The organism is Cohnella panacarvi Gsoil 349 (assembly GCF_000515335.1).
GTDB classification, from domain to species: Bacteria; Bacillota; Bacilli; order Paenibacillales; family Paenibacillaceae; genus Cohnella; species Cohnella panacarvi.
The window spans coordinates 4516801-4538416 of record NZ_KI911563.1 but is presented as its reverse complement, the minus strand read 5'-3'; the positions used below and the strand labels follow the sequence as shown (position 1 = coordinate 4538416).

Annotated in this window: 19 protein-coding genes and 1 other annotated feature; of the genes, 4 read left to right on the top strand and 15 right to left on the bottom strand. The window is 57.2% G+C overall.

Features of this window, described 5'->3' with window-relative positions; all coding sequences use genetic code 11:
- Positions 1-100: 100 nt before the first annotated feature.
- Positions 101-643: an RNA polymerase sigma factor gene (locus COHPA_RS0121620; protein ID WP_027088235.1), complete on the top strand. Its 543-nt coding sequence runs from the start codon at positions 101-103 to the stop codon at positions 641-643.
- Entirely contained in the window at positions 630-2036 is a 1407-nt protein-coding gene (locus COHPA_RS0121615) for a hypothetical protein (protein WP_027088234.1), read from the top strand. Before COHPA_RS0121620 ends, COHPA_RS0121615 begins: the two co-directional genes overlap by 14 nt.
- Positions 2037-2092: 56 nt before the next feature.
- On the opposite strand, the gene COHPA_RS0121610 is transcribed toward COHPA_RS0121615, so the two are convergent.
- The 5 genes from COHPA_RS0121610 to COHPA_RS24700 form a co-directional block, all read right to left on the bottom strand.
- Complete coding sequence (locus COHPA_RS0121610; protein ID WP_027088233.1) at positions 2093-3367, bottom strand: FAD-binding protein; 1275 nt, start codon at positions 3365-3367, stop codon at positions 2093-2095.
- Positions 3368-3414: 47 nt separating this feature from the next.
- Positions 3415-5997 carry a DNA internalization-related competence protein ComEC/Rec2 gene (locus COHPA_RS0121605; protein ID WP_169733290.1) on the bottom strand — a complete coding sequence of 861 codons (2583 nt, stop codon included), beginning with the start codon at positions 5995-5997 and terminating at the stop codon, positions 3415-3417.
- A gap of 78 nt (positions 5998-6075) precedes the next feature.
- Complete coding sequence (locus COHPA_RS0121600) at positions 6076-6579, bottom strand: deoxycytidylate deaminase (protein WP_027088231.1); 504 nt, start codon at positions 6577-6579, stop codon at positions 6076-6078.
- A gap of 26 nt (positions 6580-6605) precedes the next feature.
- Positions 6606-7898 carry a homocysteine synthase gene (locus COHPA_RS0121595; RefSeq protein ID WP_027088230.1) on the bottom strand — a complete coding sequence of 431 codons (1293 nt, stop codon included), beginning with the start codon at positions 7896-7898 and terminating at the stop codon, positions 6606-6608.
- Between the two features lie 91 nt (positions 7899-7989).
- A complete protein-coding gene (locus COHPA_RS24700) occupies positions 7990-8493 on the bottom strand; it encodes a ComEA family DNA-binding protein (protein WP_027088229.1) in 504 nt (167 codons plus the stop codon).
- A gap of 115 nt (positions 8494-8608) precedes the next feature.
- On the opposite strand from COHPA_RS24700, the gene comER reads away from it, so the two are divergent.
- Positions 8609-9439 (top strand): late competence protein ComER, encoded by an 831-nt coding sequence (gene comER / locus COHPA_RS0121585; RefSeq protein WP_027088228.1) that lies wholly within the window; start codon positions 8609-8611, stop codon positions 9437-9439.
- A 175-nt stretch (positions 9440-9614) separates the two neighbouring features.
- On the opposite strand, the gene COHPA_RS0121580 is transcribed toward comER, so the two are convergent.
- The 4 genes from COHPA_RS0121580 to COHPA_RS0121565 form a co-directional block, all read right to left on the bottom strand.
- Positions 9615-9908: a hypothetical protein gene (locus COHPA_RS0121580; protein ID WP_027088227.1), complete on the bottom strand. Its 294-nt coding sequence runs from the start codon at positions 9906-9908 to the stop codon at positions 9615-9617.
- A gap of 84 nt (positions 9909-9992) precedes the next feature.
- Positions 9993-10289: a hypothetical protein gene (locus COHPA_RS0121575; RefSeq protein ID WP_156926720.1), complete on the bottom strand. Its 297-nt coding sequence runs from the start codon at positions 10287-10289 to the stop codon at positions 9993-9995.
- Between the two features lie 135 nt (positions 10290-10424).
- The gene (gene leuS / locus COHPA_RS0121570) at positions 10425-12860 is read right to left on the bottom strand and encodes a leucine--tRNA ligase (RefSeq protein WP_027088225.1); all 2436 of its coding nucleotides are present in this window, start codon (positions 12858-12860) and stop codon (positions 10425-10427) included.
- 52 nt (positions 12861-12912) lie between these two features.
- Positions 12913-13163 (bottom strand) — a binding site (T-box leader).
- Between the two features lie 55 nt (positions 13164-13218).
- Positions 13219-13842 carry a TetR/AcrR family transcriptional regulator gene (locus COHPA_RS0121565; RefSeq protein ID WP_027088224.1) on the bottom strand — a complete coding sequence of 208 codons (624 nt, stop codon included), beginning with the start codon at positions 13840-13842 and terminating at the stop codon, positions 13219-13221.
- A gap of 125 nt (positions 13843-13967) precedes the next feature.
- On the opposite strand from COHPA_RS0121565, the gene COHPA_RS0121560 reads away from it, so the two are divergent.
- Complete coding sequence (locus tag COHPA_RS0121560) at positions 13968-16193, top strand: MMPL family transporter (protein WP_027088223.1); 2226 nt, start codon at positions 13968-13970, stop codon at positions 16191-16193.
- A 75-nt stretch (positions 16194-16268) separates the two neighbouring features.
- Here the strand turns inward: COHPA_RS0121560 and COHPA_RS0121555 are convergent, their stop codons facing one another.
- The 6 genes from COHPA_RS0121555 to COHPA_RS0121530 all read right to left on the bottom strand — a co-directional run bounded on the left by COHPA_RS0121555 (position 16269) and on the right by COHPA_RS0121530 (position 21599).
- On the bottom strand, positions 16269-18215 hold the full coding sequence (locus COHPA_RS0121555; protein ID WP_027088222.1) for an ATP-dependent DNA helicase: 1947 nt from the start codon (positions 18213-18215) through the stop codon (positions 16269-16271).
- Positions 18216-18344: 129 nt separating this feature from the next.
- Positions 18345-19130 carry a class I SAM-dependent DNA methyltransferase gene (locus tag COHPA_RS0121550; protein WP_027088221.1) on the bottom strand — a complete coding sequence of 262 codons (786 nt, stop codon included), beginning with the start codon at positions 19128-19130 and terminating at the stop codon, positions 18345-18347.
- A 30-nt stretch (positions 19131-19160) separates the two neighbouring features.
- Positions 19161-20078, bottom strand: a complete 918-nt coding sequence (locus COHPA_RS0121545) for a CvfB family protein (protein ID WP_027088220.1) — start codon at positions 20076-20078, stop codon at positions 19161-19163.
- Positions 20075-20419, bottom strand: coding sequence for a ribosome silencing factor (gene rsfS / locus COHPA_RS0121540; protein WP_027088219.1), 345 nt, complete (start codon positions 20417-20419; stop codon positions 20075-20077). Before rsfS ends, COHPA_RS0121545 begins: the two co-directional genes overlap by 4 nt.
- Positions 20420-20422: 3 nt before the next feature.
- The gene (gene yqeK, locus COHPA_RS0121535) at positions 20423-21022 is read right to left on the bottom strand and encodes a bis(5'-nucleosyl)-tetraphosphatase (symmetrical) YqeK (RefSeq protein WP_027088218.1); all 600 of its coding nucleotides are present in this window, start codon (positions 21020-21022) and stop codon (positions 20423-20425) included.
- Entirely contained in the window at positions 21012-21599 is a 588-nt protein-coding gene (locus tag COHPA_RS0121530; RefSeq protein ID WP_027088217.1) for a nicotinate-nucleotide adenylyltransferase, read from the bottom strand. The genes yqeK and COHPA_RS0121530 overlap by 11 nt, the downstream gene beginning before the upstream one ends.
- Positions 21600-21616: the final 17 nt, after the last annotated feature.

Genomic DNA, 21616 nt, shown 5'->3' with positions numbered 1-21616 from the left:
TTTGAACGAATCCGCCTATTGTATTATGCAGGATAATAAAAGAGGAAGATAACGGAACGCCCATCGGTCCGATTCTGTCTAATAGGTTGGAGGTGAGCGAATGGGGCTGGAATATTTGAAGCACGTCAGCGCCGTCGAAGCGGTTACCCTTGACGAGCTGATGGACGAATACGGCGACGATGTGCTGAATTACGCCTATGCCATTACGAAAGACAGGGAGCTGGCCAAGGACGTCGCGCAAGAGACGTTCATCAAGGCGCATTATAAGATCGATTCCTACCGCGGGCAGTCCAGTTTGAAAACGTGGTTGTTCGCGATTGCACGCAACTTGGCCCTCAACTACTTGTCTTCGAGCTATATTCGCCGAGTGCTGTCGTTCGCCAGCGTTAAACCGCGACAGACGGCAATGTCCGCGGAAGCCGCCTATATCGGAAAGCAATCCGCCGACGATATTTGGCGCATCGTGATGTCGTTGCCGGACAAGCTGCGCGAGGCGCTTGTCCTCGATCTGCGGCACGAACTGTCGGTTCAGGAGATGTCCGGTTTGCTCCGCATTCCGGAAGGCACGGTTAAATCCAGGCTTCACCGGGCGCGGCAGAAGGTCGAAGCTCAGTTAAAGAGGTGGGAACATGAACAGCGTTAAACCCGATTGGTATCGGCGCGCGCGAGGCCGGTTGGAAAACAGGCTCGTGTTCACGGATGAGATGAAGCAGGCGGTGAACGGCGCAATCGCCCGCGGAGGGAGACGTAGTAAAGTATGGCATAAATGGTCTGCAGCGGCTGCCGCGTTAATCGTATGCGTTGCGGTTGCGATATGGGCGCTGGAAGGCGCGGACGCGGACGATGCCGGCGTTGCGGGGGTACAGGCCGTGACGCCGCAGGAAGCCGTCGCGCTCGCCTATGTCTCCCTCGCGCCTAGCGAGACTCGCTATACGGAAATGAAGCGCATGCTTAAGGCGTCCGTTACGGTTACGGCCAGCAAACGTTTCGAGGGAATCGGCACTTTCTACAGCTATACGACGACTCCGGACGATAAGCTGCCGCACCTTGCCGTATCGTTCGAGACGAAGCTGGATTCGACGCCGGAGGACCAGTTCTACGATTTCGGCTACGGCTTATTGAACCAATTTTCACTAGAGAACAGTACATTGTTCGGGGAGCCTCACGTGAGGATCAACGGAAACGGTTGTATCGTGCCTAACTGCGCCTATTCGGTATGGGTCCGGTTCGACGGGGGTTCCGCCGCGACCGAATTCAGTACGGATATCCCTGGAGTGGAATCGGATTTCGACGGAGACGGGCGCAGCGAGTTCGTCGAAACGCATCGTTCCAAGAGCAGTTCCGTTACCCTTTACAAAAAATTCGGCAGCGAGATTCGATCCGCCGAAGTCTATGATCCGTTAGGATTGACGTATCCGGACTCTCTCGTTTACGATCCGCTGACCCATACGTTCAACGCGGTGACGGGAGACGATATCCGCAGCTATCGTTATTCGGAACAAGGGGACGTACTAGAACGCGTACCAACGCCGCAGTTCGAGGTTCAACCGGAGCTGGCGACGGACTTGAATCGCGACGAATATCGGTATAGAACGCAGCCGCCCCATACCGACACGCTGCTCTTCGACCGCATTCGATCGTTGCGGATGCAGGTCGGCGGGTACGATATATACTCGCAGTGGCATCAGACGGATACGGAGAACTTCGGGCTGTTCCTGCCTAACAACGCGACGCCTGTTGAGCGGAGCGACGGAAAGGTTTCGTATGATTTGATGAAAGGCAAAGGATCGCTTACGTTCCGTGATGACGCGCCGGACGTTCCGCTAACCTACGAGGACGATCTCGCCGTCGTTCTTAACTACGCGGGCACGGCCGCGCGGGAGTCGGATTCCGACTCGAGGACGGATTACTTCCTGGTTGAGTACGATGCCGATCACCGGGTATACGTCGAGATCGCTTACAAGCTGGCGGAGCTGGACAAAGCTCGCCCGATTCTGCTTGCGATGATGGCGAACGTGAAGTATGCGCCAAAGTAGCTCGAACGATGACAGAGCCGCCCCTCTTACAGAGGGTGCGGCTCATTGCTGTTGTTCTATGAATGCATGATGTAAGTATCCAGGAACGCGTTCCTGAACTTTCCGGCCGGATCGTAACGAAGCAGCATGTCGCGGAAATCCTGCAGCCGCTCATACCGAGCTTGAACCTTGCCCGGTTCCATCGCGAACAGCTTTCCCCAGTGCGGGCGCACGTCGAACGCTTCCAGCTCCCGCTCGATCAGCGGCAGCACTTGGCGGACTCGCTCCCACTCCGGCTTCCAGGTGAAATGCAAGCCTACGCTGTCCTGCTTGTAGCACGGGCTCATCCAGAAGCCGTCGGCAGCGATCGTGCGAATTTCGGAAATGTAGAGTAGCGGCGCGATATGCTCGCGCAACCGTTCCAGCGCTTTCAACGCATCGAATGCGTGCCGCCTAGGCACGAAATATTCGCTTTGCAGCTCGTTGCCCGCGCTCGGCGTAAACGCCATGCGGAAGTGCGGCAATCGTTCGTGCCACGGCCCCGGAACGCCGAACTGCTCGCTGCAGTTCACCTCCGATTGGCCGGGAACGGGATGCCGCTTGGCCGGAGCGGCCGCCGCCCCGAAGAAATCGGTTGACGCTCGCAGGGCGTCCTCCTCGTGCTCGCCGCTCTGCTTCCGCTTCACCCAAACTTGATTAAACGTCGGGCCTTCCCAATTCGTGAATAAACTGACGCTGTACGCGGAAGAGAAAACTCGGTCCACGCCCCCGTCTTCAAGCGCCGATAAAGGAAGCTCGTCATATACGGTCTGGCTCACTTGGAACGAAGGTAGGACGTCAAGCTGAAGCTTCGTCACGACGCCCAACCCTCCGAGCCCGACGACTGCCCCGTCGAACTCGCTGTCCGCACCGCGCGTCAGCGCGATGGTTTCTCCGTCCGCTTTCACGAGTTCGAGGGAACGGACGGCGCCTCCCAAGCCTTGGTTCCGATCGCCCGAGCCATGCGTAGCGGTCGCAACGGCGCCGGCTACGCTAATGTGCGGCAGCGAAGCCAGGTTGTGCAAGGCGTAGCCTTGCTCGTTCAGATAGCGGCACAGCTCGCCATACCGAATGCCGCCTTCGACGGTCGCCGTCCCTTGCGACTTGTCCAGCTCGATGACCCGATTCAGCCTACGAAGCGAGAGCTGAGTCCCTTCCGTGTCGGCAATCCCGTTAAAAGAGTGCCGCGAGCCGAGCGCGCGGATCCGGTCTGCGCGCGCAACCGCTTCCCTTACTTCCTCGACGCTTCCCGGTTCCATGATTTTCGACGAGCCGTAGCGATAGTTGCCCGCCCAATTCAACCTATCATCCATAGGGGTTGCCTCTTCTATTCTAAGTATAGTAAGATCATATTTTTCTATTATAACAGCCTTTTCGTCCGTCGTTCCATCGTCCCGTCGGGATAAACGCGATATTGGGCTTCTCCTTTCCGATCCGTTCGAACGATGTTCGTGCCCGATTCCTCCAGCCTCTCGACGACCGTAGGATGAGGATGTCCGTACAGGTTATTCCGCCCGACGGAGATCACGGTTTCCGTCGGGCGCCAATAGTCGAGCCAAGACTGCGTCGTCGACGTTCGGCTGCCGTGGTGGCCGGCTTTCAGGACATCGACCGGCTCATCGACGGCGGCGAATGCTCGTCTATTCGCCACAATGCTCAGCTCCCCTTCCGCTTCGAGATCGCCAGGCAGCAAGAAGGTACGCCCGTAGAGGGTGGCGAGCAGCACGACGCTGTTAGCGTTCTGTTCATTCTCGATCGGAACTCCGTTCATGAGGTGCCTCTCAGCCGCCGGATATAACGCCTCGAGCTTTAACGAATCGTCAACCTCCCAGCTCGTTGCATCGTGAACCGCATACAGGGGAATTTTTGTTCGGACGGCCAGTTCGAACAGAGCGATTGCCCCGGGGGAATCCCGCAACGTCCCGTTGAACAGGAGCGCCCGCACGGGAATATTCTCGATCACCGCGGCTGCCCCGCCGATATGATCGGCATCGAGATGCGTGAGCACAAGCGCATCCAGCTGCCTTACGCCTCTTTGCAACAACAGCGGCACGAGCAGCTTGCGTCCGACCTCGTACGGGTCGCTTCGCACTCGCCATTCGTCCCCTTTCTTGTTGAAGCTGACCGCTCCTCCCGTATCGATCATCACATGCTTGCCATGCCCCGAACGAATGAGAATGCTGTCCCCTTGGCCCACATCGAGGAACATCACTTTGCCTTCGTCCGACGTCCAGCTTGGACGTAAACCCCAGACGATCCAAAGAACGATCAACGCCGTAAGTCCGATCGACAACGCCCGTACAGTCATAGGGGAGCGGTGAAATACGGGGTGCCCCACTTCCGGCCGGATCGTCGCCGATTGCCGCTCGGCCTGCATTCTCGCAGACTCGTCTCGCGACTCCAGCCAACGATCCTCTTGGATGCGCCTCTGACGCCGATGAAGGAGCGCCGCGACGCCGCACATGCAGGCGAATCCGGCCAACACCCACTCGAAGCTCGGCTGGGGCCATGCCGTTCGCAGCCTTACGAGCGTCGCCAGCACGTCCACGACTTTGAACGTAAGCTCGTTGCCGAGCGTCGCCAGCATCGCAGGCGGTTTGCCGAGCGGCTCCCCTATCGCCCCTAATGCGACCGAAACCATGCCTAGCGGCAAAATCACGAAGCTGACGAACGGAACGAGCACGAAGTTGGCTAGCAGCGACAACGAATGAACGGCATGAAAATAATAGACGGTTACCGGGAAAGAGACGGCTTGGGCGGTTAACGCTACGGCAATCGAAGCGCGTAGCCACGGCCACGGCAGCGGGAGGGACGCCGTAACGACGGGAACGAACAGCAGCAACCCGGCCGTTACGATGAAAGAAAGTTGAAAGCTAACGTCTTCGATCAGAAGCGGATTCCAGAGGAGCATGACGACCGCGGTTGCCGCAAGCAGATGCAAGCCGTCCTTCAACCGATGCCTTCGGGCAAGCCAGAGTGCGAGCATCGCCATTAAGCAGGCGCGGATCGCGGACGGAGACGCGCCGGTGGCCAGCATATAGACAGGCATCATGACGATCGTAACGTCTATCGTCCTCTCTCGCGTCAGCCTCAACCAATCGCCCAATCGAAGCAGAATGAACACGATAACGCCGACGTGCAGGCCCGAGATGGCAAGGATATGCGTAAGGCCCAGCTTCGCAAAATCATCGTATTGCCGGGGGTCGATATCCGCGGTAATTCCCGCTACGAGACCTTTCATATAGCCGGCATCCCCGTGCGGATAGAGTCGATCCATCATAGCACCGATATGTTCGCGGAACTGATCCAATCCTCTGAGCGGTCTGTATAACAGCGGAATCCGGCCTGTGATCACTTGCACGGATTCGGCGCCTTTGGCGGTTAGCGTCCAGAACACGCCTTGTTTTCTTAAATACTCGCGGTAATCGAAAGCGCCGAAGTTGCCTGCATCCCCAGGCTGGGCGAGTACGCCTGTCAACTGAATCTTGTCTCCGCGCTGCCATCCGGATGCCGTTCCTTGTTCCTCTTGCTTGGCGAGCTTCACGCGTACCATGATGGACTCCGACAATCGGCTAGGCTTAGCCCCCGTGGAGAACGCGATCGTTGCCGCTCGAAGCTTGAACGCAGCGAGATCCCCGTCGACTTCGACCGGGGAAACGATGAGTCCCGCGATCGACGCATCGGCTTCCGTCGCATGATTCGGAATAGAGACACTCGTCGCGTTGCGATCATCGACCCATTGCCGTTCGACCGTCGCGACGAGCAATCCCGCCAGACAGAGAGTTGCAATGCTCCATTGGGCGACGCCCATCGCACCGAGCGCGACGAGCAATAAGGAAATTCCGATCAGGGCGTATATGCCGCCGGCACTCGGCCACGCCGAAGGGATCGCGGTCCCTGTCACGAAGCAGCAGGCGATCGCGACTAACGGTCTTCTGTTCACTCTCGTTCCCCCTACGAACATACGAAAAAACCTCTTAGCCGCAATCGGCCAAGAGGTTCTTCCCCTGAATGGTATGGATTAGAATGCGTCAATGACTTCGGTATCCGACGGCGGCACATAGTTCGCGGTCCGGCGGAAAACGATGCCTCGCTGCTGCATGAGCTCGTTCACCTTATCGAAGTCTTTCTGGTACGGACGATGGTAGACGATTTCCGCGACGCCGCTATTGGCGAGCATATTCGCGCAAGTCCAGCATGGCTGATCCGTGACGTACACGACCGAACCTTCGCGGTCGACGCGATCCGTGAACAGCAGCAGATTCTGCTCGGCGTGAATCGTGCGGATACACCGCTCCTTCTTCACCATGGCGCCCTCTGTCGGAACGAATTCCTCGACGATCATGCAGCCCGCCTCGGAGCAATCTTGAACGCCCATCGGCGCGCCATTGTAAGCCGTACCGAGAAGCTTTTTCCCTTGCACGAGCACGGTTCCGACATGCCGTCTCGGACAGCGCGAACGCGTGGACGCCATGAAGGCGATATCCATAAAATACGTATCCCAGTCTTTGCGAAGGGAAGTCATGCGTTAGTTCCTCCGGTAACGTTATTTTACTGTTGGCTTGCGGCCAATGCTTGCTCCAAGTCATGGATAATATCTTGGATGCCTTCCGTCCCGACCGATAGGCGAATCATACCCGGCTGCACGCCTGCCGCCGTTTGCTCGGATTCGGACAGCTGCTGGTGAGTCGTGCTCGCCGGATGAATGATGAGCGACTTGGAGTCGCCGACGTTCGCCAGGTGAGAGAACAGCTTCACCGCGTTGATTACTTTTTTGCCGGCTTCGACGCCTCCCTTGATTCCGAACGTCATAATCGCGCCTTGACCGTTCGGCAAGTAACGCTGACCGAGCTCGTAGGAAGGATGGCTCGGCAAGCCCGCATAGTTGACCCACTCGACCGCCGGGTGGCTTTCGAGGAATTTCGCGACCGCGAGCGCGTTGCTGCTATGGCGCTCCATGCGCAGATGCAGCGTCTCCAAGCCTTGCAGAAGCAGGAACGAGTTGAACGGCGCGATCGCGGCTCCCATATCGCGCAGGAGCTGTACTCGCATCTTAATAATATAAGCGATCGGACCGACCGCATCGGTATAGACGACGCCGTGATAGCTCGGGTCCGGCTGCGTAAGTCCTGGGAACTTGCCGCTTGCTTTCCAGTCGAATTTGCCGCCGTCGACGACGATGCCGCCGATCGACGTTCCGTGGCCGCCGATGAATTTGGTAGCCGAATGAAGAACGATGTCGGCTCCGTGTTCAAGAGGACGGCACAGGTACGGGGAAGCGAACGTATTATCGATGATTAGAGGAATGCCGTTATCATGCGCGATGGATGCGATCGCGGCGATATCGATAATATCTCCGCGAGGGTTTCCGATCGTCTCGGCGAAAATCGCTTTCGTCTTCGGCGTGATCGCCGCGCGGAAATTTTCCGGATTCGAGGGATCTACGAACTTGACGTTAATGCCAAGCTTCGGCAGCGAGTGGGAAAATAAATTCCACGTTCCGCCGTACAAGCTGGATGCCGAGACGATCTCGTCCCCGGCTCCGGCGATATTGAAGATGGAATATGTAATGGCTGCTTGTCCGGACGCGACGGAGAGTGCCGCCGCGCCGCCTTCGAGGGCGGCAACACGCTGCTCGAATACGTCGGAAGTCGGGTTCATGATCCGCGTATAGATGTTGCCGAATTCCTTAAGCGCGAATAAATTGGCAGCATGATCGGTATCGCGGAATCCGTACGACGTTGTCTGATAGATCGGAACCGCCCGCGACAGCGTTGCGGGATCCAACTGCTGTCCTGCGTGTACGGCCAGTGTTTCCAATGAGTACGAGTTTTCCTTCGTCATTTGACAAGCCTCCTATATTTGAGAAATCAATGCCATCTCTCGTATTCTCTCACATTTTCCCGCAAGTGCAAAGCCTAGTTTATCGCTCGGATTAAGGGACATAAACCTCGGGCAGCAATTTCTCCAGCATTTTCGGGCCGATCCCTTTAACGTCAAGCAATTCGTCGACTGAACGATAACCTCCGCGGAGGTCTCGAAAAGCGATAATCGCTTTGGCTTTCGACGGTCCGATGCCCGGCAGGCTTTCCAGTTGAGTCGTCGTCGCTTCGTTCAAATTAAGCCGGGTTTCGAGTGTCGATACTGCGTCGCTTGGTTCGGACTGTTCCGGGGAGGGCGCCGGGCTGGGCTGTACAGTGTCAATAGTTGGTTCAGGTGTTGGCAGGACGGTTGCGGGAACGGATGCAGGTTCGATTTCAGGTTTGGCCGGATCTGTTGCGCTCAGTGATTCCAACGCATCGGTCAGTTGCGAGTTGATCGGCTGCCATTGTCCCGACAAAGAATCAGGCTTGCTTGCCATGTACCATCCGACCGCGATCGACGCGATTCCAATCAACGCCAACCCTATCGCCAGACGAGTTCGCATGTTGCGTGTCATCCGTTATCACCCTTCTCTCGGAATTTTGTTAGCGGCTTCGAAAACCGTCATGTCGGCCAACCTTATCTTCATACAATGAGGTGAAGATCAGAGGTGCCGGAGGAGGTCTGCGGAAATGAGAATCGGATTTATCGGCGCGGGAAGCATGGGAAGTCTGCTCATGGGCGCCTTCATACGCAGCGGCGCTTTGCAGCCAACCCAAATCGTAGCGAGTTCCCGCACCCGCTCCAAACTCTCGGCTCTCGCGGAACGCTATCCGGGTTTGCAGCTTGCAAGCTCCAATCGGGGAGCCGTAATGGACTCCGACTTTGTCGTGCTCTGCGTGAAACCTATGGATTATCGGAGAGTCATCGAGGAGATTGCCTCTTCGCTAACGCCGGACCAGATCGTCATCTCGATCACGAGCCCAGTGAAGCTGTCTCAACTGGAAGAACTTCTCCCTTGCAAAGTCGCCAAGATCATCCCCAGCGTCGTGAACGGCGTTGGAAGCGGAGCTACGCTGTTCATGTGGGGTTCGCGGCTGAGTGCCGGCGACAGGGAAGAGCTGCTGCGCTTATTCTCTTCGATTAGCCGTCCGATCGAGATCGAAGAGGAAGAAGTCCGCGCGGCATCGGACTTGTCGAGCTGCGGGCCGGCGTTCCTCGCTTACTTGCTCGATGATTTCATCCTCGCGGCCGTATCGATGGGCATGGACCGTCAGACCGCGACATCGCTGGCCAGCGAGATGATGCTCGGGACGGCCCGGTTGCTGCTGGAATATCCTTGCACCCCCGCCGAGCTTCAAGCGAAAGTAACCGTCCCCGGCGGCATAACCGAAGTCGCGTTGGATGTACTCCGCAAGTCGACGCGCGGCGCCTTCATGGATGTGCTGAACACCACCCACGAGAAATTCGCCGAAGACCTCGACCGCGTCGAAGGCTCCTTGTTCCCTCGGGAACGAACATAGAGGAGAGAGCATAGGCTCTATCGCTTGCGATAGAGCTTTTTTGTTGGACAGAAACTCGGTCTCTCCGCGCTATTTCGTGCATCGCCGCCACTTACGTTCCAGTAACTCGGTCTCTCCGCGCTATATTCGTGCATCGCCGCCACATAGGTCTTTGTAACTTGATGGGATCGCACAATCACCCGAATAGGTAATCCTTTGCTAGGGGCATTATCTGGTAGGCATGATTTCTTTGCTTACCGGCGCGAATTGGACTGAGCAATTTTTTGTCTACCAATGCTCTGACTATCTTTCTAGCAAACTCATGAGCGCACCCCAAACAATACTTCACGTCCTCCAGCTTGAGCGGGCGCATCAATCGAAGGCCGTAGCGGAGCACTTCGCGTTCGTAGACCGAGAGCTGTTCCATCGCCCGGCTGCCAGCGACACTTCCATGAATACCGATGATTTCGCGCAGGTCTTGACGACACATCTCGGGCTCGTTGTCCAGCTCGTCTTTGCTGAACGGATAGTAGACGATCCGAAGCTTCGCTTGTCTGCGAACGCGGCGCCTTTCCTAAGAAAACCTGCGTCTCGTGATCGTCTCCGCGTGAGGGACGAACCCTTCGCATTCGAAGCCGATCGCGAGCGGTTCGTAATACACGTCAATGTAGTTGCGCTCGCCGTTCGCTCCGACAAATTCGTACTCGAGCGTAATCCCCTCGAATGATACCAGAACCGTCCACAAATGCTCGAGCAATTTCTTCGTCCCGGTCAAGTCGCGTTCCAGCAACTCCTTTCTCTGCCCCCGCGCGCTTGCGCGCTGTTCCTCAATATACTTGTCAATGATTTCCTCCAGCACCGCCAGACCCACTCTCCCTACGCCAGAAAATAAAAACGCCGCCTGCCCCGACAAGGGACAAACGGCGTGTGCTTCACGCAATGCCAATATGCGATTGAATGTTCCTCAGGTTTGCCTCAGCAACGCGGCTTGCAGAACTGCCTAGCCTCAGTTAGCCACGATGTTAACGAGCTTGCCTTTGACGGCGACGACTTTGCGGACGGTTTTGCCGGCGATGAGCGCTTGCACCTTCTCGCTGTCCATCGCGATCGCTTGCATCCCCGCTTCGTCGAGGTCGGCTGCGATGCTGACGCGGTCGGCGATTTTGCCGTTCACTTGCACGACGATTTCGACTTCGGCATCGACGACCAAAGACGGATCATACTCCGGCCACGGAGCGTAGGTGACGGAGCCTTGCTCGCCAAGCTTCTCCCACAGCTCTTCGGAGATATGCGGCGCGATCGGCGACAGCATCTGCACGAAGTTCTTCAACGCTTCCTTAGGAAGCACTTCCGTTTTGTAGGCGTCGTTGACGAAAATCATCATCTGGCTGATCGCCGTATTAAAGCGAAGCGCCTCGTAGTCCTCGCCGACTTTCTTCAGGCTCTTGTGCCACGTGCGGCGGAACGAATCGTCGCCCGGTACGTCTTGGATCCGCTCGTTCAGCTTGCCGCCCTCGTCCACGATCAACCGCCAGACGCGAGCGAGGAACCGGTAAACGCCTTCCACTCCGTTCGTGTTCCACGGCTTCGTCGCCTCGAGCGGGCCCATGAACATCTCGTACATCCGAAGCGTATCGGCGCCGAATTCCCCGACGATGTCGTCCGGGTTAATGACGTTGCCGCGGGATTTGGACATTTTCTCGTTGTTCGTGCCGAGGATCATGCCTTGGTTAACGAGCTTATGGAACGGCTCCTTCGTGTTCACGACGCCGATATCGTACAGCACTTTATGCCAGAAGCGCGCGTACAGCAAGTGCAGGACGGCGTGCTCCGCGCCGCCGATGTACAGGTCGACCGGCAACCATTCCTTCTGCTTCTCCGGCGAGCAGATCGCGTCCGCGTTCTTCGGATCGATGAATCGCAGGTAGTACCAGCAGCTTCCAGCCCATTGCGGCATCGTGTTCGTCTCGCGGCGGCCCTTCTTGCCCGTAACCGGATCGACGACGTTCAGCCATTCTTCAACGTTCGCAAGCGGCGATTCGCCCGTGCCGGACGGTTCGATCGCATCGACGTCCGGCAGCAAGAGAGGCAGCTCCGACTCGTCGACCGTGCTCATCGTGCCGTCTTCCCAGTGAATGACCGGGATCGGCTCGCCCCAATAGCGTTGGCGGCTGAACAGCCAGTCGCGCAGACGGTAAGTGACTTTGCCTTTGCCCTTGCCGATCTTCTCGAGGTGCGCGATCATCGCGGCAATCGCGTCCGCCATGTTCTTCCCGTTCAGGAACTCCGAGTTCACCAGCGTGCCATCGCCTGTGTACGCCGCTTCCTCGACATTGCCGCCCGCCACGACTTCCACGATCGGCAAGCCGAACTTCTTCGCGAACTCCCAGTCGCGCTCGTCATGGCCCGGTACGGCCATGATCGCGCCCGTGCCGTAACCCCCGAGGACGTAATCAGCGATCCAGATCGGGACTTTGTTGCCGTTAACCGGATTTACGGCATAAGCTCCGGTGAATACTCCGCTCTTGTCCTTAGCCAGATCCGTACGCTCGAGATCGCTCTTGCGCGCTGCCGCTTCCACGTAAGCATCGACCGCGGCTTTCTGCTCGGCCGAGGCGATGGCGCTCACGAGTTCATGCTCCGGAGCCAGCACGCAATACGTCGCGCCGAACAGCGTATCCGGACGAGTCGTGAACACCGTAAGCGCGGCGTCATGGCCGTCGATGGCGAACGTAACTTCCGCGCCCGTCGATTTGCCGATCCAGTTGCGCTGCATGTCCTTGATGCTCTCGGACCAATCGAGCTCCTCGAGATCTTCGAGCAGACGCTCCGCGTATTCGGTAATCTTGAGCATCCATTGGCGCATCGGCTTGCGGATAACCGGATGGCCGCCGCGCTCGCTCAGTCCGTCGATGACTTCCTCGTTCGCGAGCACCGTGCCCAGCGCCGGACACCAGTTCACCGGCACTTCCGCGACGTACGCCAATCCTTTTTTATACAATTGAATGAAAATCCACTGCGTCCACTTGTAGTAATCCGGATCGGTCGTGCTGAATTCGCGGTCCCAATCGTACGAGAAGCCGAGCGATTTGATCTGACGGCGGAAGTTGTTGATGTTCTCCACCGTTATTTCGCGCGGATGGCGTCCCGTCTGCAGCGCGTATTGCTCGGCGGGCAAGCCGAACGCGTCCCATCCCATCGGATGCAGGACGTTGAAGCCTTTCATCCGTTTGAAGCGGCTAACGATGTCGGTGGCCGTGTATCCTTCCGGGTGGCCGACGTGCAGCCCCGCTCCGGACGGATACGGGAACATATCGAGCGCGTAAAATTTCGGCTTGGCAGCATCCTCGGTCGTGCGGAACGTCTTATTCTCATCCCAATACTTTTGCCATTTCGGTTCAATGGTCTGTGGCCTGTAGCCTTGCTGATTATCCTGTGACATGTGCGTAAACCCCTCTCGAAATGTAAAAAAACCCCGCGTCGCTAGCGTTATCGCTAGGGACGAGAGGTTAAGTTCCCGTGGTACCACCCTAGTTGACGAGCACCCTGCTTGGGCGTCCGTCCACTCGTTCCTCTTAACGCGAGGCGTACGTCCGGCCTACTCGAATCCAAGCGCAACGCGCGCCGATCCTTCTCGGTCCGGAAGCTCCAAGGCGAGTTCATCGTCCGCGTTAACCGGCTTGCACCATCCGCCGGTTCTCTAGGTAACGCGTTGTCGATTACTGCTCCTTTTCTCAGCCAAAGTATGCCATGATTATAGCTAATCGAATCGATCGATGTCAAGCCGGCGAAGCGCCCGCCTAATGCCTCGCGGCCCCGTTCAGGAACAGCTCGACAAGCTCCGAGGATAGCTCCTCCGCAGTCGGTTTCCGGTCTCCGAGCCGTTCCCGGTTTCCGAGCATCAAGAGCGCTGAGAATGCATGAGCCAGCAGCATCGAATCCCCTTCCGCCAGCTCCCCCCTAACCATTGCCGCGCGGAACGCCTCGTCAAGCGCCCCGTGCAGTCCATGCTCGGCTTGCCGAATGCCCTGCAACTGAATCTCGCTTAAGGATGGCTCGGCTTCCCGCATCATGCTCTCGAAGTCCGTATGCGAGGCTGACAGCTTAACCCGGGCCAAACGAATCAACCGTTCCTTCAAATCGCCGTCCGCGTCTAAAATGGCTTTCGTCCGCATCCGGATGCGGACGAACATCTCGATGACGGCCGTCGCGAACAGCTCGGCTTTATTCGAAAAGTAGTAGTACACCGACGCTTTCGTGACGCCCGCGCGACCCGCGATCATCTTGAGGGAAACCGGCTCGTACCCGAGCTCCATGAATAATCGGGAAGCGGTGTTCAAGATTGTTTCCCGCATCGGCGTGCCGTCGGTTTCCTGCTTAGGCCGGCCTGGCGATCGCTTGAGCTTACCTTCTGTCGGACTCATGATGAGGACCTCCTGCTAACTTCACAATTTGTCTATTTGTATAATTAACCTTCCGGTATATATAATAAGTCGTATACCTGTATTATATCTTATTCCGTTAAAAATGCCGAGGAGGAAACACGAGCATGAACGATAACGCCGGAATTTCGAAATGGGTGGCCGGAAAGCGTTCCAGATGGGCGACGCTGCTCATCTGGATCGTCGCTGCCGGGCTGCTGAGCGCGCTTCTTCCCAGCGCAAGCAGTCATGAGAACAACAACGCGCCGAACTTAAGCCAGGGCAAGCCATCCGTACAGGCGGAAGCGGTCGCGGATCGGGAGTTCTCGAGCGGGGCCGACGTGCCCGCGCTTTACGTCTGGCATCGCGAAGGCGGTTTAACCGACGAAGATCTCGCAAGCATTGGGCAATGGGCCGCCAAGCTGACGGAGACGAAGGCTCCGTATCAAACCGCGATGCCTCCGCTGCATCAACTTCCGCCAGAGGCTTTGAAGGCCGAGCTGTCCTCCGATTCAAGCACGATCGTCGTTCCCGTTCTCTTCGATAAGGAAGCGGACGCCGAGCAGTTGAAGGAAGGCATAGAGCATATTCGCGATACGACGGCTGCTCTCCTCGGCACAGATCCGTTCGAAGCACCGACATCGGAGCCCGGCAAGCTGAGCATCCGCGTAACCGGCCCGGTCGGCATCCAGATCGACGCGACGGGCTTGTTCAAGAACGCCGACGTCTCGCTGTTGATCGGAACGGTCTTGCTCGTGCTCATTCTCCTCTTGCTGATTTATCGCTCGCCGATCCTTGCGCTTATCCCGCTTGTCGCAGTCGGCTTCGCCTATGGCGTCATCAATCCGGTGCTCGGGTGGATGGCAAGCGAAGGATGGATCGTATACGATTCCCAAGCGCTGTCGATCATGACGGTATTGCTGTTCGGCGCGGGAACGGACTACTGCCTGTTCCTCATCTCCCGGTTCCGCCAGCTCCTTAAGACGGAGGAAAGCGCCGGCAAGGCGCTTCTGTCGGCCATCACCGGTTCGTCCGGCGCGATCGCGATGAGCGGACTGACCGTCGTTCTCTCATTGTTCGCGTTGCTCTTCGCCGAATACGGCGTTTATCACCGATTCGCCGTGCCGTTCGGCATCGCGATTCTGATCATGGGCATCGCCAGCCTTACGCTCGTGCCCGCCCTGCTCGCCATTATCGGCCGAAGCGCTTTCTTCCCGTTCGTCCCCCGCACGCCGGCGATGCGCGCCGAGCGCGCGAAGCGCAAAGGTCTGCCTGCGCCGGTCGATGCGCCTGCCCGCGAGCCGCGCAACTGGGCAGGACGCTCCGTCGTCGCGAAACCCGGGTTGATCATCGCCATCTGCGTCATCGTACTTGGCGGCTTCGCGGCGTATGCGACTCAGATTAAAGTCACTTACGATATTCTGTCTTCTTTCCCGAAGGATATGGCTTCGCGTGAAGGATTCGCCTTGATCGGCGACAAATTCTCGCAAGGGGAGCTCGCGCCGGTCAAGGTCATCGTAGACACGCAAGGAAAAGACGTCGCGCTCGGGGACAAATTGGCCGGGTTGCCTTACGTGGATCGCGTATCCGAACCGCAAGTCGGGACGAACGATCCGAATATCGTGCTCTACGAGGCGCAATTGTCCATGAATCCTTACTCCATCGAAGCGATGGATTTGATTCCGGATTTGCGCAAAGCCGCCGAGCAAACCTTAGTCGAGGCAGGCGTAGCGGATGCCGCCGACCGTGCATGGATCGGCGGACCGACCGCGGAGCAGCACGACGCCAAAGCGGCAGGCGATCGGGATACGGTGCTGATCATTCCGATCGTCATCGGACTCATTACGCTGCTGCTGCTCGCCTACCTCCGCTCCGTCGTCGCGACCGCCTATTTGGTGCTGACCGTCATTCTGTCCTACTTCTCGGCGCTTGGCCTCGGTTGGATCGTGCTTCATTACGGCTTCGGCGCGGATGCGATCCAAGGCTCGATTCCGCTGTACGCATTCGTCTTCCTTGTCGCGCTCGGCGAGGACTACAACATCTTCATGATATCGAGCATCTGGCAGAAAAGAGGAAAGATGCCGCTCGGCCAGGCGATACGCGAAGGCGTGGGCGAGACGGGCGCCGTCATTACGTCCGCGGGTCTCATTCTGGCCGGAACGTTCGCCGTACTCGCGACGCTGCCGATCCAAGCGCTCGTTCAATTCGGCCTCATTACCACGATCGGCGTACTGCTCGATACGTTCGTCGTCCGTCCGTTCCTCGTCCCCGCCATCACGATGAAGCTAGGGCAATGGGCGTTCTGGCCAAGCAAGCCGAAGCGTACGGCCGACGCCGGGCAACAATATGAATAAATAAGAAACCATAGAAAAGGATAGCGTTCAGATTATATCTGAATGCTATCCTTTTCTATTTCAGGCATCTATTCCTCATTGTTCTTGCAACGCAACCCCTTGCGGCAATATTTCCGCAATCGCCTGACGAAGCTTCGCGTCATGATGGATTTCCTCGCTTAAGACGGCGACGATGCCGCGATCCTCCCGCGAACGAATCAATCGTCCCATCCCTTGCTGAAGACGGAGCAGCATATAGGGCAGATCCACCTCGTCGTACGCATGGGACGCCGCCTCCCGCTTGGCCGCAAACACCGGGTCTTGAGACGGAAAGGGCAGCGACCACACGATGACGTTCGAGAGAGAAGGACCGGGTATATCGAGCCCTTCCCATAGACTTATCGCGCACAGAACGCTTGCCTCATCCCGTTGAAAAGCGCTAATGAGGTGGCTGATTTCGGCGTCTCCTTCAAACCGGATTCGCAAATCCGCGCAATCCGGATAAGACGGGAGTAACTCCTTAAACTTATGCAGCTCTTCTTTATCGTTGAATAACACCAACGCTCTGCCTTCCGTTCGTTTCAGCAGGCTCGCTGCAACTTTCATTTTCTCCTCGAACGATGCCCCATTCGGCCATTCAGGAGCCACAACCTCCATTTGATTCTTATAATCGTACGGGGATTTCGTGCTGAAGGACAAATAATGATCAATGCCCAAGCTGCTTGCCATATAATCGAACGATCCGTTCACGGATAATGTAGCCGACGAAAACACGACCGGCATATTCAGGGCGAATACCCTTTCTTTCAACACTTCTTTAACGGCTCTAGGCATGATGACCAGGGTCAGCCCATCCTCGTCTTCGGTTACCCAACTGATTAATCCTTCCGAGCTCTGGAACAGGCTTAAAGCTTTCTGGATCATCTCCAGATGCTCCTCGACGATGCGCAACTGGTACTCGTTCAACGTATACAGCTCGCTCTCGAACACGAGCTCTTCTTCGATCCCTTCGATAACTTGGCGGAACAACCGTACTTCTTCAAGCAAAGGCTTGCCCGGAACTATCCGCTTCCGGTCGGAGCCTGGTATCCTTTCGCAATGTCCTTGCAGGACTTCGAACAAAGATTCGCTGCGGTCGATGGCTTCGTCTATGAGTACCGCCAACGATTCCCGAATCTCGTTTTGCAACAGCCGACTGATCAATTGTTCGAACGCCGAATGCTTTAATCGGTAGGTGAGCGCTTTCTGAGCGGCCGATTCCAGCAGATGCCCCTCGTCGAATACGACGGCGCAGTGATCCGGCAATAGCGGAAGCTGCCCCTCTCGCTTTCGACCTTCATACGTCCACACATGCTCCATGTAGAAATCATGCGAGCAAATGATCAAATCGCCGGACTTCCGATAGTATTCGCGCGATAAAGTCTGTCCGCAGCGGTGCCTTTGTTCGCAAGTAAAACAATCCTGAAACGAGTCCCAACTGATCTTGTCCCACTGTCGATCGTTCAATTGCGGATATTGCTTGCGATCTCCGTAAGCATGGAACGACTGCATCGCTTTGTATTGATGAACGAACGCCGGCAGTTCCGCGTGTACCGTTCTGAAAGCATCCGAATGTTCGTCGGAAGTCAGCGCCTGATCCAGCTTCATTAAGCAAAGATACCGGTCCGCGGACTTCGCCAATCTAGCGTCGATCGACAGGCTCAGATGCCGAGCCAGCTTGGCAAGATCGCCTTCCGGCTTGGCCAATTGCTCGATTAGGCTTTCGTCGGCGCAGGCAATGATCGCCGGCTTTCGGGTAAAGCGAGCGTAACAGATCGCGTACAGCAGATACACTAGCGTTTTGCCCATTCCTACGCCTGCTTCCGCGAAGATGGTCATCTTCTGGGCGAACGCTCTTTCCAATTGATAAGCCATATAAATTTGCTCGTCGCGAACTTCGAATCCGGCTTCCGGCAGGATATCGTAGAACACGTCCGCCACCCACTCGCCGACTTGCGCGAGAAAAGGGCGTGAATGATCGTATTCGAAAGGGTAGCGATTCAATGTAGGTTCTGCCTCCGGGAATCATGTCTTGTCGTAATGATTAATTTTGCAAAAAAGAATGAGCAATATAGAGAGCTTCTCCCCCTACATTGCTCATCAACTATGACGTCCAACATTCGCGTCCGATCGTTATTCAGGCTTCCGCGCAACGTAGAACAATCGCTGGGACGACTCGTTAGGCGCGTCCCACTTGAAATCCGCGGCCCGATGCAGCAACTCGAAGCCTACGGCCGCCAACTGCTCGGTTATCCATTCCGGATCGTAAGCCCTCTGGGAGTGAGACTCCTCGAAACGATGGTAGACGGCATCGGACCCGCTCGGTCCTTCGTCGCGCACGAAAAACGTGAGATCGTGATCGATCGTATGCGTTGCCTCGTCGTAATCGCATGTCCACATATACGCGACGTCCTTGTCGTCCAATACGAACGGCTGCTCCTCCGCATACCGCTCGAACGTAATCGGCGCATGGACGTCGAACAGGAACAGTCCGCCCTTCGCAAGTCCGGCGTACGTACATCGGAAAGCCGCAATGACGTCGTCCGGTTCGGTCAAATAATTCAGACAATCGCAGAAGCTGATGACCGCATCGACCGGCTCGGGCAGCTCCCAATCGCGCATATCCTGCTGAAGCCACCGAACCGCTCCCGAGTCGCGGCGTCCTCCTCCGGCGCTCGGCTCGTCCCACTTGTTTCGGGCGATCGACAGCATTTCCGCGGAAAGGTCGATGCCGAACACGGCGAATCCGGATTTCGCGAGCGGAATCGCCATATTGCCCGTACCGCACCCGAGATCGACGATCGTCTTCGGCGTGCCGTATTGCTGCCAGCACTTACGGGCGAAATGCATCCACTCCGAATAGGGCATGTCCTCCATTAACCGGTCGTACACGGACGCAAACTGCCGATAAGAACGCATAACTGTCTCTCCAATGTTATTTATTACTCGTTACTCCGCGCGATCCGACTCCTCATTTTTGTTCACGAGGTGGGTCCATGCGCCTTTCTGCGTAACGAGTCCGTCTTTCATCAGTTTGCCTAACGCCCGCTTGAAAGCGGACTTGCTCAGACCGAAACGCCGCTGGACATCTTCCGCGCTCGTCTCGTCGGAATAAGGCATCGCTCCGCCCGGACGCTCCTTCAGGAACGCCAGCAAGCGGTCGGCGTCTTCCTCGCGTCCCGTCTCCTTCGCCGCGCGTACGCTTAGGCTGACTCTGCCGTCATCGCGAACCTGCGTGACGCGGGCTTTGAACTTCTGTCCGATCCGCAGCGGGTGGATCATCGCGGAATGATGAATATAGCCGAGCGAGCCGTAACCGAGAACGCCGCCATCCACAAGCGTGAATACGCCGTCCTTGAATACGTCGGTCACCCAGCCTTCCTTCCACTCGTTGTTCCACGAGGACGGCGCCCGGAACACGTAAGGCTCGAAATCGTCGAGCTTCGCGAGGCGAGCGAGCATTCGCCCTTCCTTGTCGTGCTTCATAACGATATGTACTTCGTCTCCCGTCTGAGGCCATACGTCCCTTCGTCCTTCGGGCAACTCCTTAAGCGGCAACAGCAATTGACGGCCGATCCCGATCTCGAGGAAGTATCCGAAACGCGGATTGAAGTCGGCGACTTCCACGCGGGCCATCTCGCCCGCAACGAGATACGGCTTGCGCAGCGTAGCGGTTAAACGTTCCTTATCGTCATGGAAGAGGAACACCTCGATCTCCGCCCCGATCTCGTGCTTCTCACCGACAGACTCTCCGTACGGCAGCAGCACCTCGGCGCCCCCGTCTTCATCGTCTCCGAGAAACCAGCCGTACGGGGACACTTCGCGGTTCACGCGCAGCGTCCTAAGCGTTCCGGCGATTAGGCTCATACGATCTCAACTGCCTTCGCGTCCGACCATAGACGCTCCAGATGATAATACTCGCGTTCGTCGCGATGGAAGACGTGCGCGACGACGTCGCCCATGTCGATCAGCACCCATCTCGCCGTATCCATGCCTTCCAGTCGTACGCGCATTCCTTCGATTTCCGCGCGTTTCTTGATTTCCGTGGCGATCGCCTGCACTTGCGTATCCGAATTCCCGTGGCAAATGACGAAGTAATCCGCAACGAGCGAGATGCCCTGCAGATTCAGAGCGACGATGTCGTTCGCCTTCTTGTCGTCCGCGCCTTCAATTACCGATTTGAGCAGCTTTTCCGAGTTTCCTGCCATGCCTCAGCCTCCGTTAACGTTAGATTGTTGCGATTCATTAGCTTCAAGTTGTTCTATGAGTCCATTGCGAGCGTCTATCGTAAGCGGGAAAATGCGCCTGCCCTTCTCGAGCAGCAGCGTAATCGTGGAGTCGAAACCCGCGATTAGCGCCTCTTCCATGCTTTTCTCCGCCAGCTTGCGTATCTTCTCCACGCCCGGGAAGTCCCGACCCGGTTCCGTATAGTCTGCCAAACAGACGATTTTATCAAGCTTCGTCATCCGCGCGCGCCCCGAGGTATGATACCGAATCGCGTCCAGCACCTCATCGTCCGCGATGCCGAGCTCGGCGTGAACCGCCCATGCGCCGACGTGCGCATGCCAAAGCTCTCTATCGTGTTCGAGCAATTCGCTTGGAAGCCCTTGCTCCCGAATGATTTGTTCCATTCGGCTAATCGGCCACGCCTTCGAATAATCGTGCAGCAACGCCGCGAGCTCAGCCTTGCGTATGTCTCCGCCGAACCTCTCCGCCAGCTTGATCGCCGTCTCGACGACGCCGAGCGTATGCTTCCATCGTCGGTCCGGCATTTGGCCGCGCGTCGCCTCCCTAAGCAAGTCAAGATCCATAAACGTCATTCCCCCGGATATAATCGTGTACCGCTTCCGGTACGAGGTAACGAATCGAGCGGCCGTTCTTCAGCCGGCGGCGAATGTCCGTCGACGAGATGCCAAGCGGAGGCATCGCCGCGCGCAGCAGGCGCCGGCGCAAGAACGAAGGCAGCGCCGCATCGTTGCCGGGTTGGTCGGGCCGTTCCAGTCCGATGAAGGTAACGCGTTCCGCGAGCTCGTCGATCCTTCGCCAGTTCGGCAAGTCGCCCACCATATCCGAACCGATGATCCAGTAGAACTGCGCATCGGGTTCCCGAGCTTGCAGCTCGGTAACGGTGTCGATCGTATACGACGCCCCTTCGCGTTCCATCTCGATCGTCTCGAGACGGAATCCGGGATTGCTTGAGATCGCGGCCTTCAGCATCTCGCACCTGGCTTGCGAATCCGTGTCCGGCTGCGGTTTATGCGGAGGTATGGAGGTCGGAACAAACCATACTTCGTCCAGTTTAGCCGCTTCTTTGGCGGATTCCGCGGCGAGCAAGTGACCGATATGCACCGGATCGAACGTGCCGCCCATGCAGCCGATTTTTCTCATCTGCTCCCGCCTTTCGC

Excerpts from the sequence above, each read along its gene's own strand:
- COHPA_RS0121595 (WP_027088230.1), bottom strand. The coding sequence starts at position 7,898 with ATGACGAAGGAAAACTCGTACTCATTGGAAACACTGGCCGTACACGCA.
- leuS (WP_027088225.1), bottom strand. The coding sequence starts at position 12,860 with ATGTCACAGGATAATCAGCAAGGCTACAGGCCACAGACCATTGAACCG.
- COHPA_RS0121610 (WP_027088233.1), bottom strand. The coding sequence starts at position 3,367 with ATGGATGATAGGTTGAATTGGGCGGGCAACTATCGCTACGGCTCGTCG.
- COHPA_RS0121615 (WP_027088234.1), top strand. The coding sequence starts at position 630 with ATGAACAGCGTTAAACCCGATTGGTATCGGCGCGCGCGAGGCCGGTTG.
- COHPA_RS0121550 (WP_027088221.1), bottom strand. The coding sequence starts at position 19,130 with ATGCGTTCTTATCGGCAGTTTGCGTCCGTGTACGACCGGTTAATGGAG.
- COHPA_RS24700 (WP_027088229.1), bottom strand. The coding sequence starts at position 8,493 with ATGACACGCAACATGCGAACTCGTCTGGCGATAGGGTTGGCGTTGATT.
- rsfS (WP_027088219.1), bottom strand. The coding sequence starts at position 20,419 with ATGGCAGGAAACTCGGAAAAGCTGCTCAAATCGGTAATTGAAGGCGCG.
- yqeK (WP_027088218.1), bottom strand. The coding sequence starts at position 21,022 with ATGGATCTTGACTTGCTTAGGGAGGCGACGCGCGGCCAAATGCCGGAC.
- COHPA_RS0121530 (WP_027088217.1), bottom strand. The coding sequence starts at position 21,599 with ATGAGAAAAATCGGCTGCATGGGCGGCACGTTCGATCCGGTGCATATC.
- comER (WP_027088228.1), top strand. The coding sequence starts at position 8,609 with ATGAGAATCGGATTTATCGGCGCGGGAAGCATGGGAAGTCTGCTCATG.
- COHPA_RS0121580 (WP_027088227.1), bottom strand. The coding sequence starts at position 9,908 with ATGTGTCGTCAAGACCTGCGCGAAATCATCGGTATTCATGGAAGTGTC.
- COHPA_RS0121600 (WP_027088231.1), bottom strand. The coding sequence starts at position 6,579 with ATGACTTCCCTTCGCAAAGACTGGGATACGTATTTTATGGATATCGCC.
- COHPA_RS0121565 (WP_027088224.1), bottom strand. The coding sequence starts at position 13,842 with ATGAGTCCGACAGAAGGTAAGCTCAAGCGATCGCCAGGCCGGCCTAAG.
- COHPA_RS0121620 (WP_027088235.1), top strand. The coding sequence starts at position 101 with ATGGGGCTGGAATATTTGAAGCACGTCAGCGCCGTCGAAGCGGTTACC.
- COHPA_RS0121545 (WP_027088220.1), bottom strand. The coding sequence starts at position 20,078 with ATGAGCCTAATCGCCGGAACGCTTAGGACGCTGCGCGTGAACCGCGAA.
- COHPA_RS0121560 (WP_027088223.1), top strand. The coding sequence starts at position 13,968 with ATGAACGATAACGCCGGAATTTCGAAATGGGTGGCCGGAAAGCGTTCC.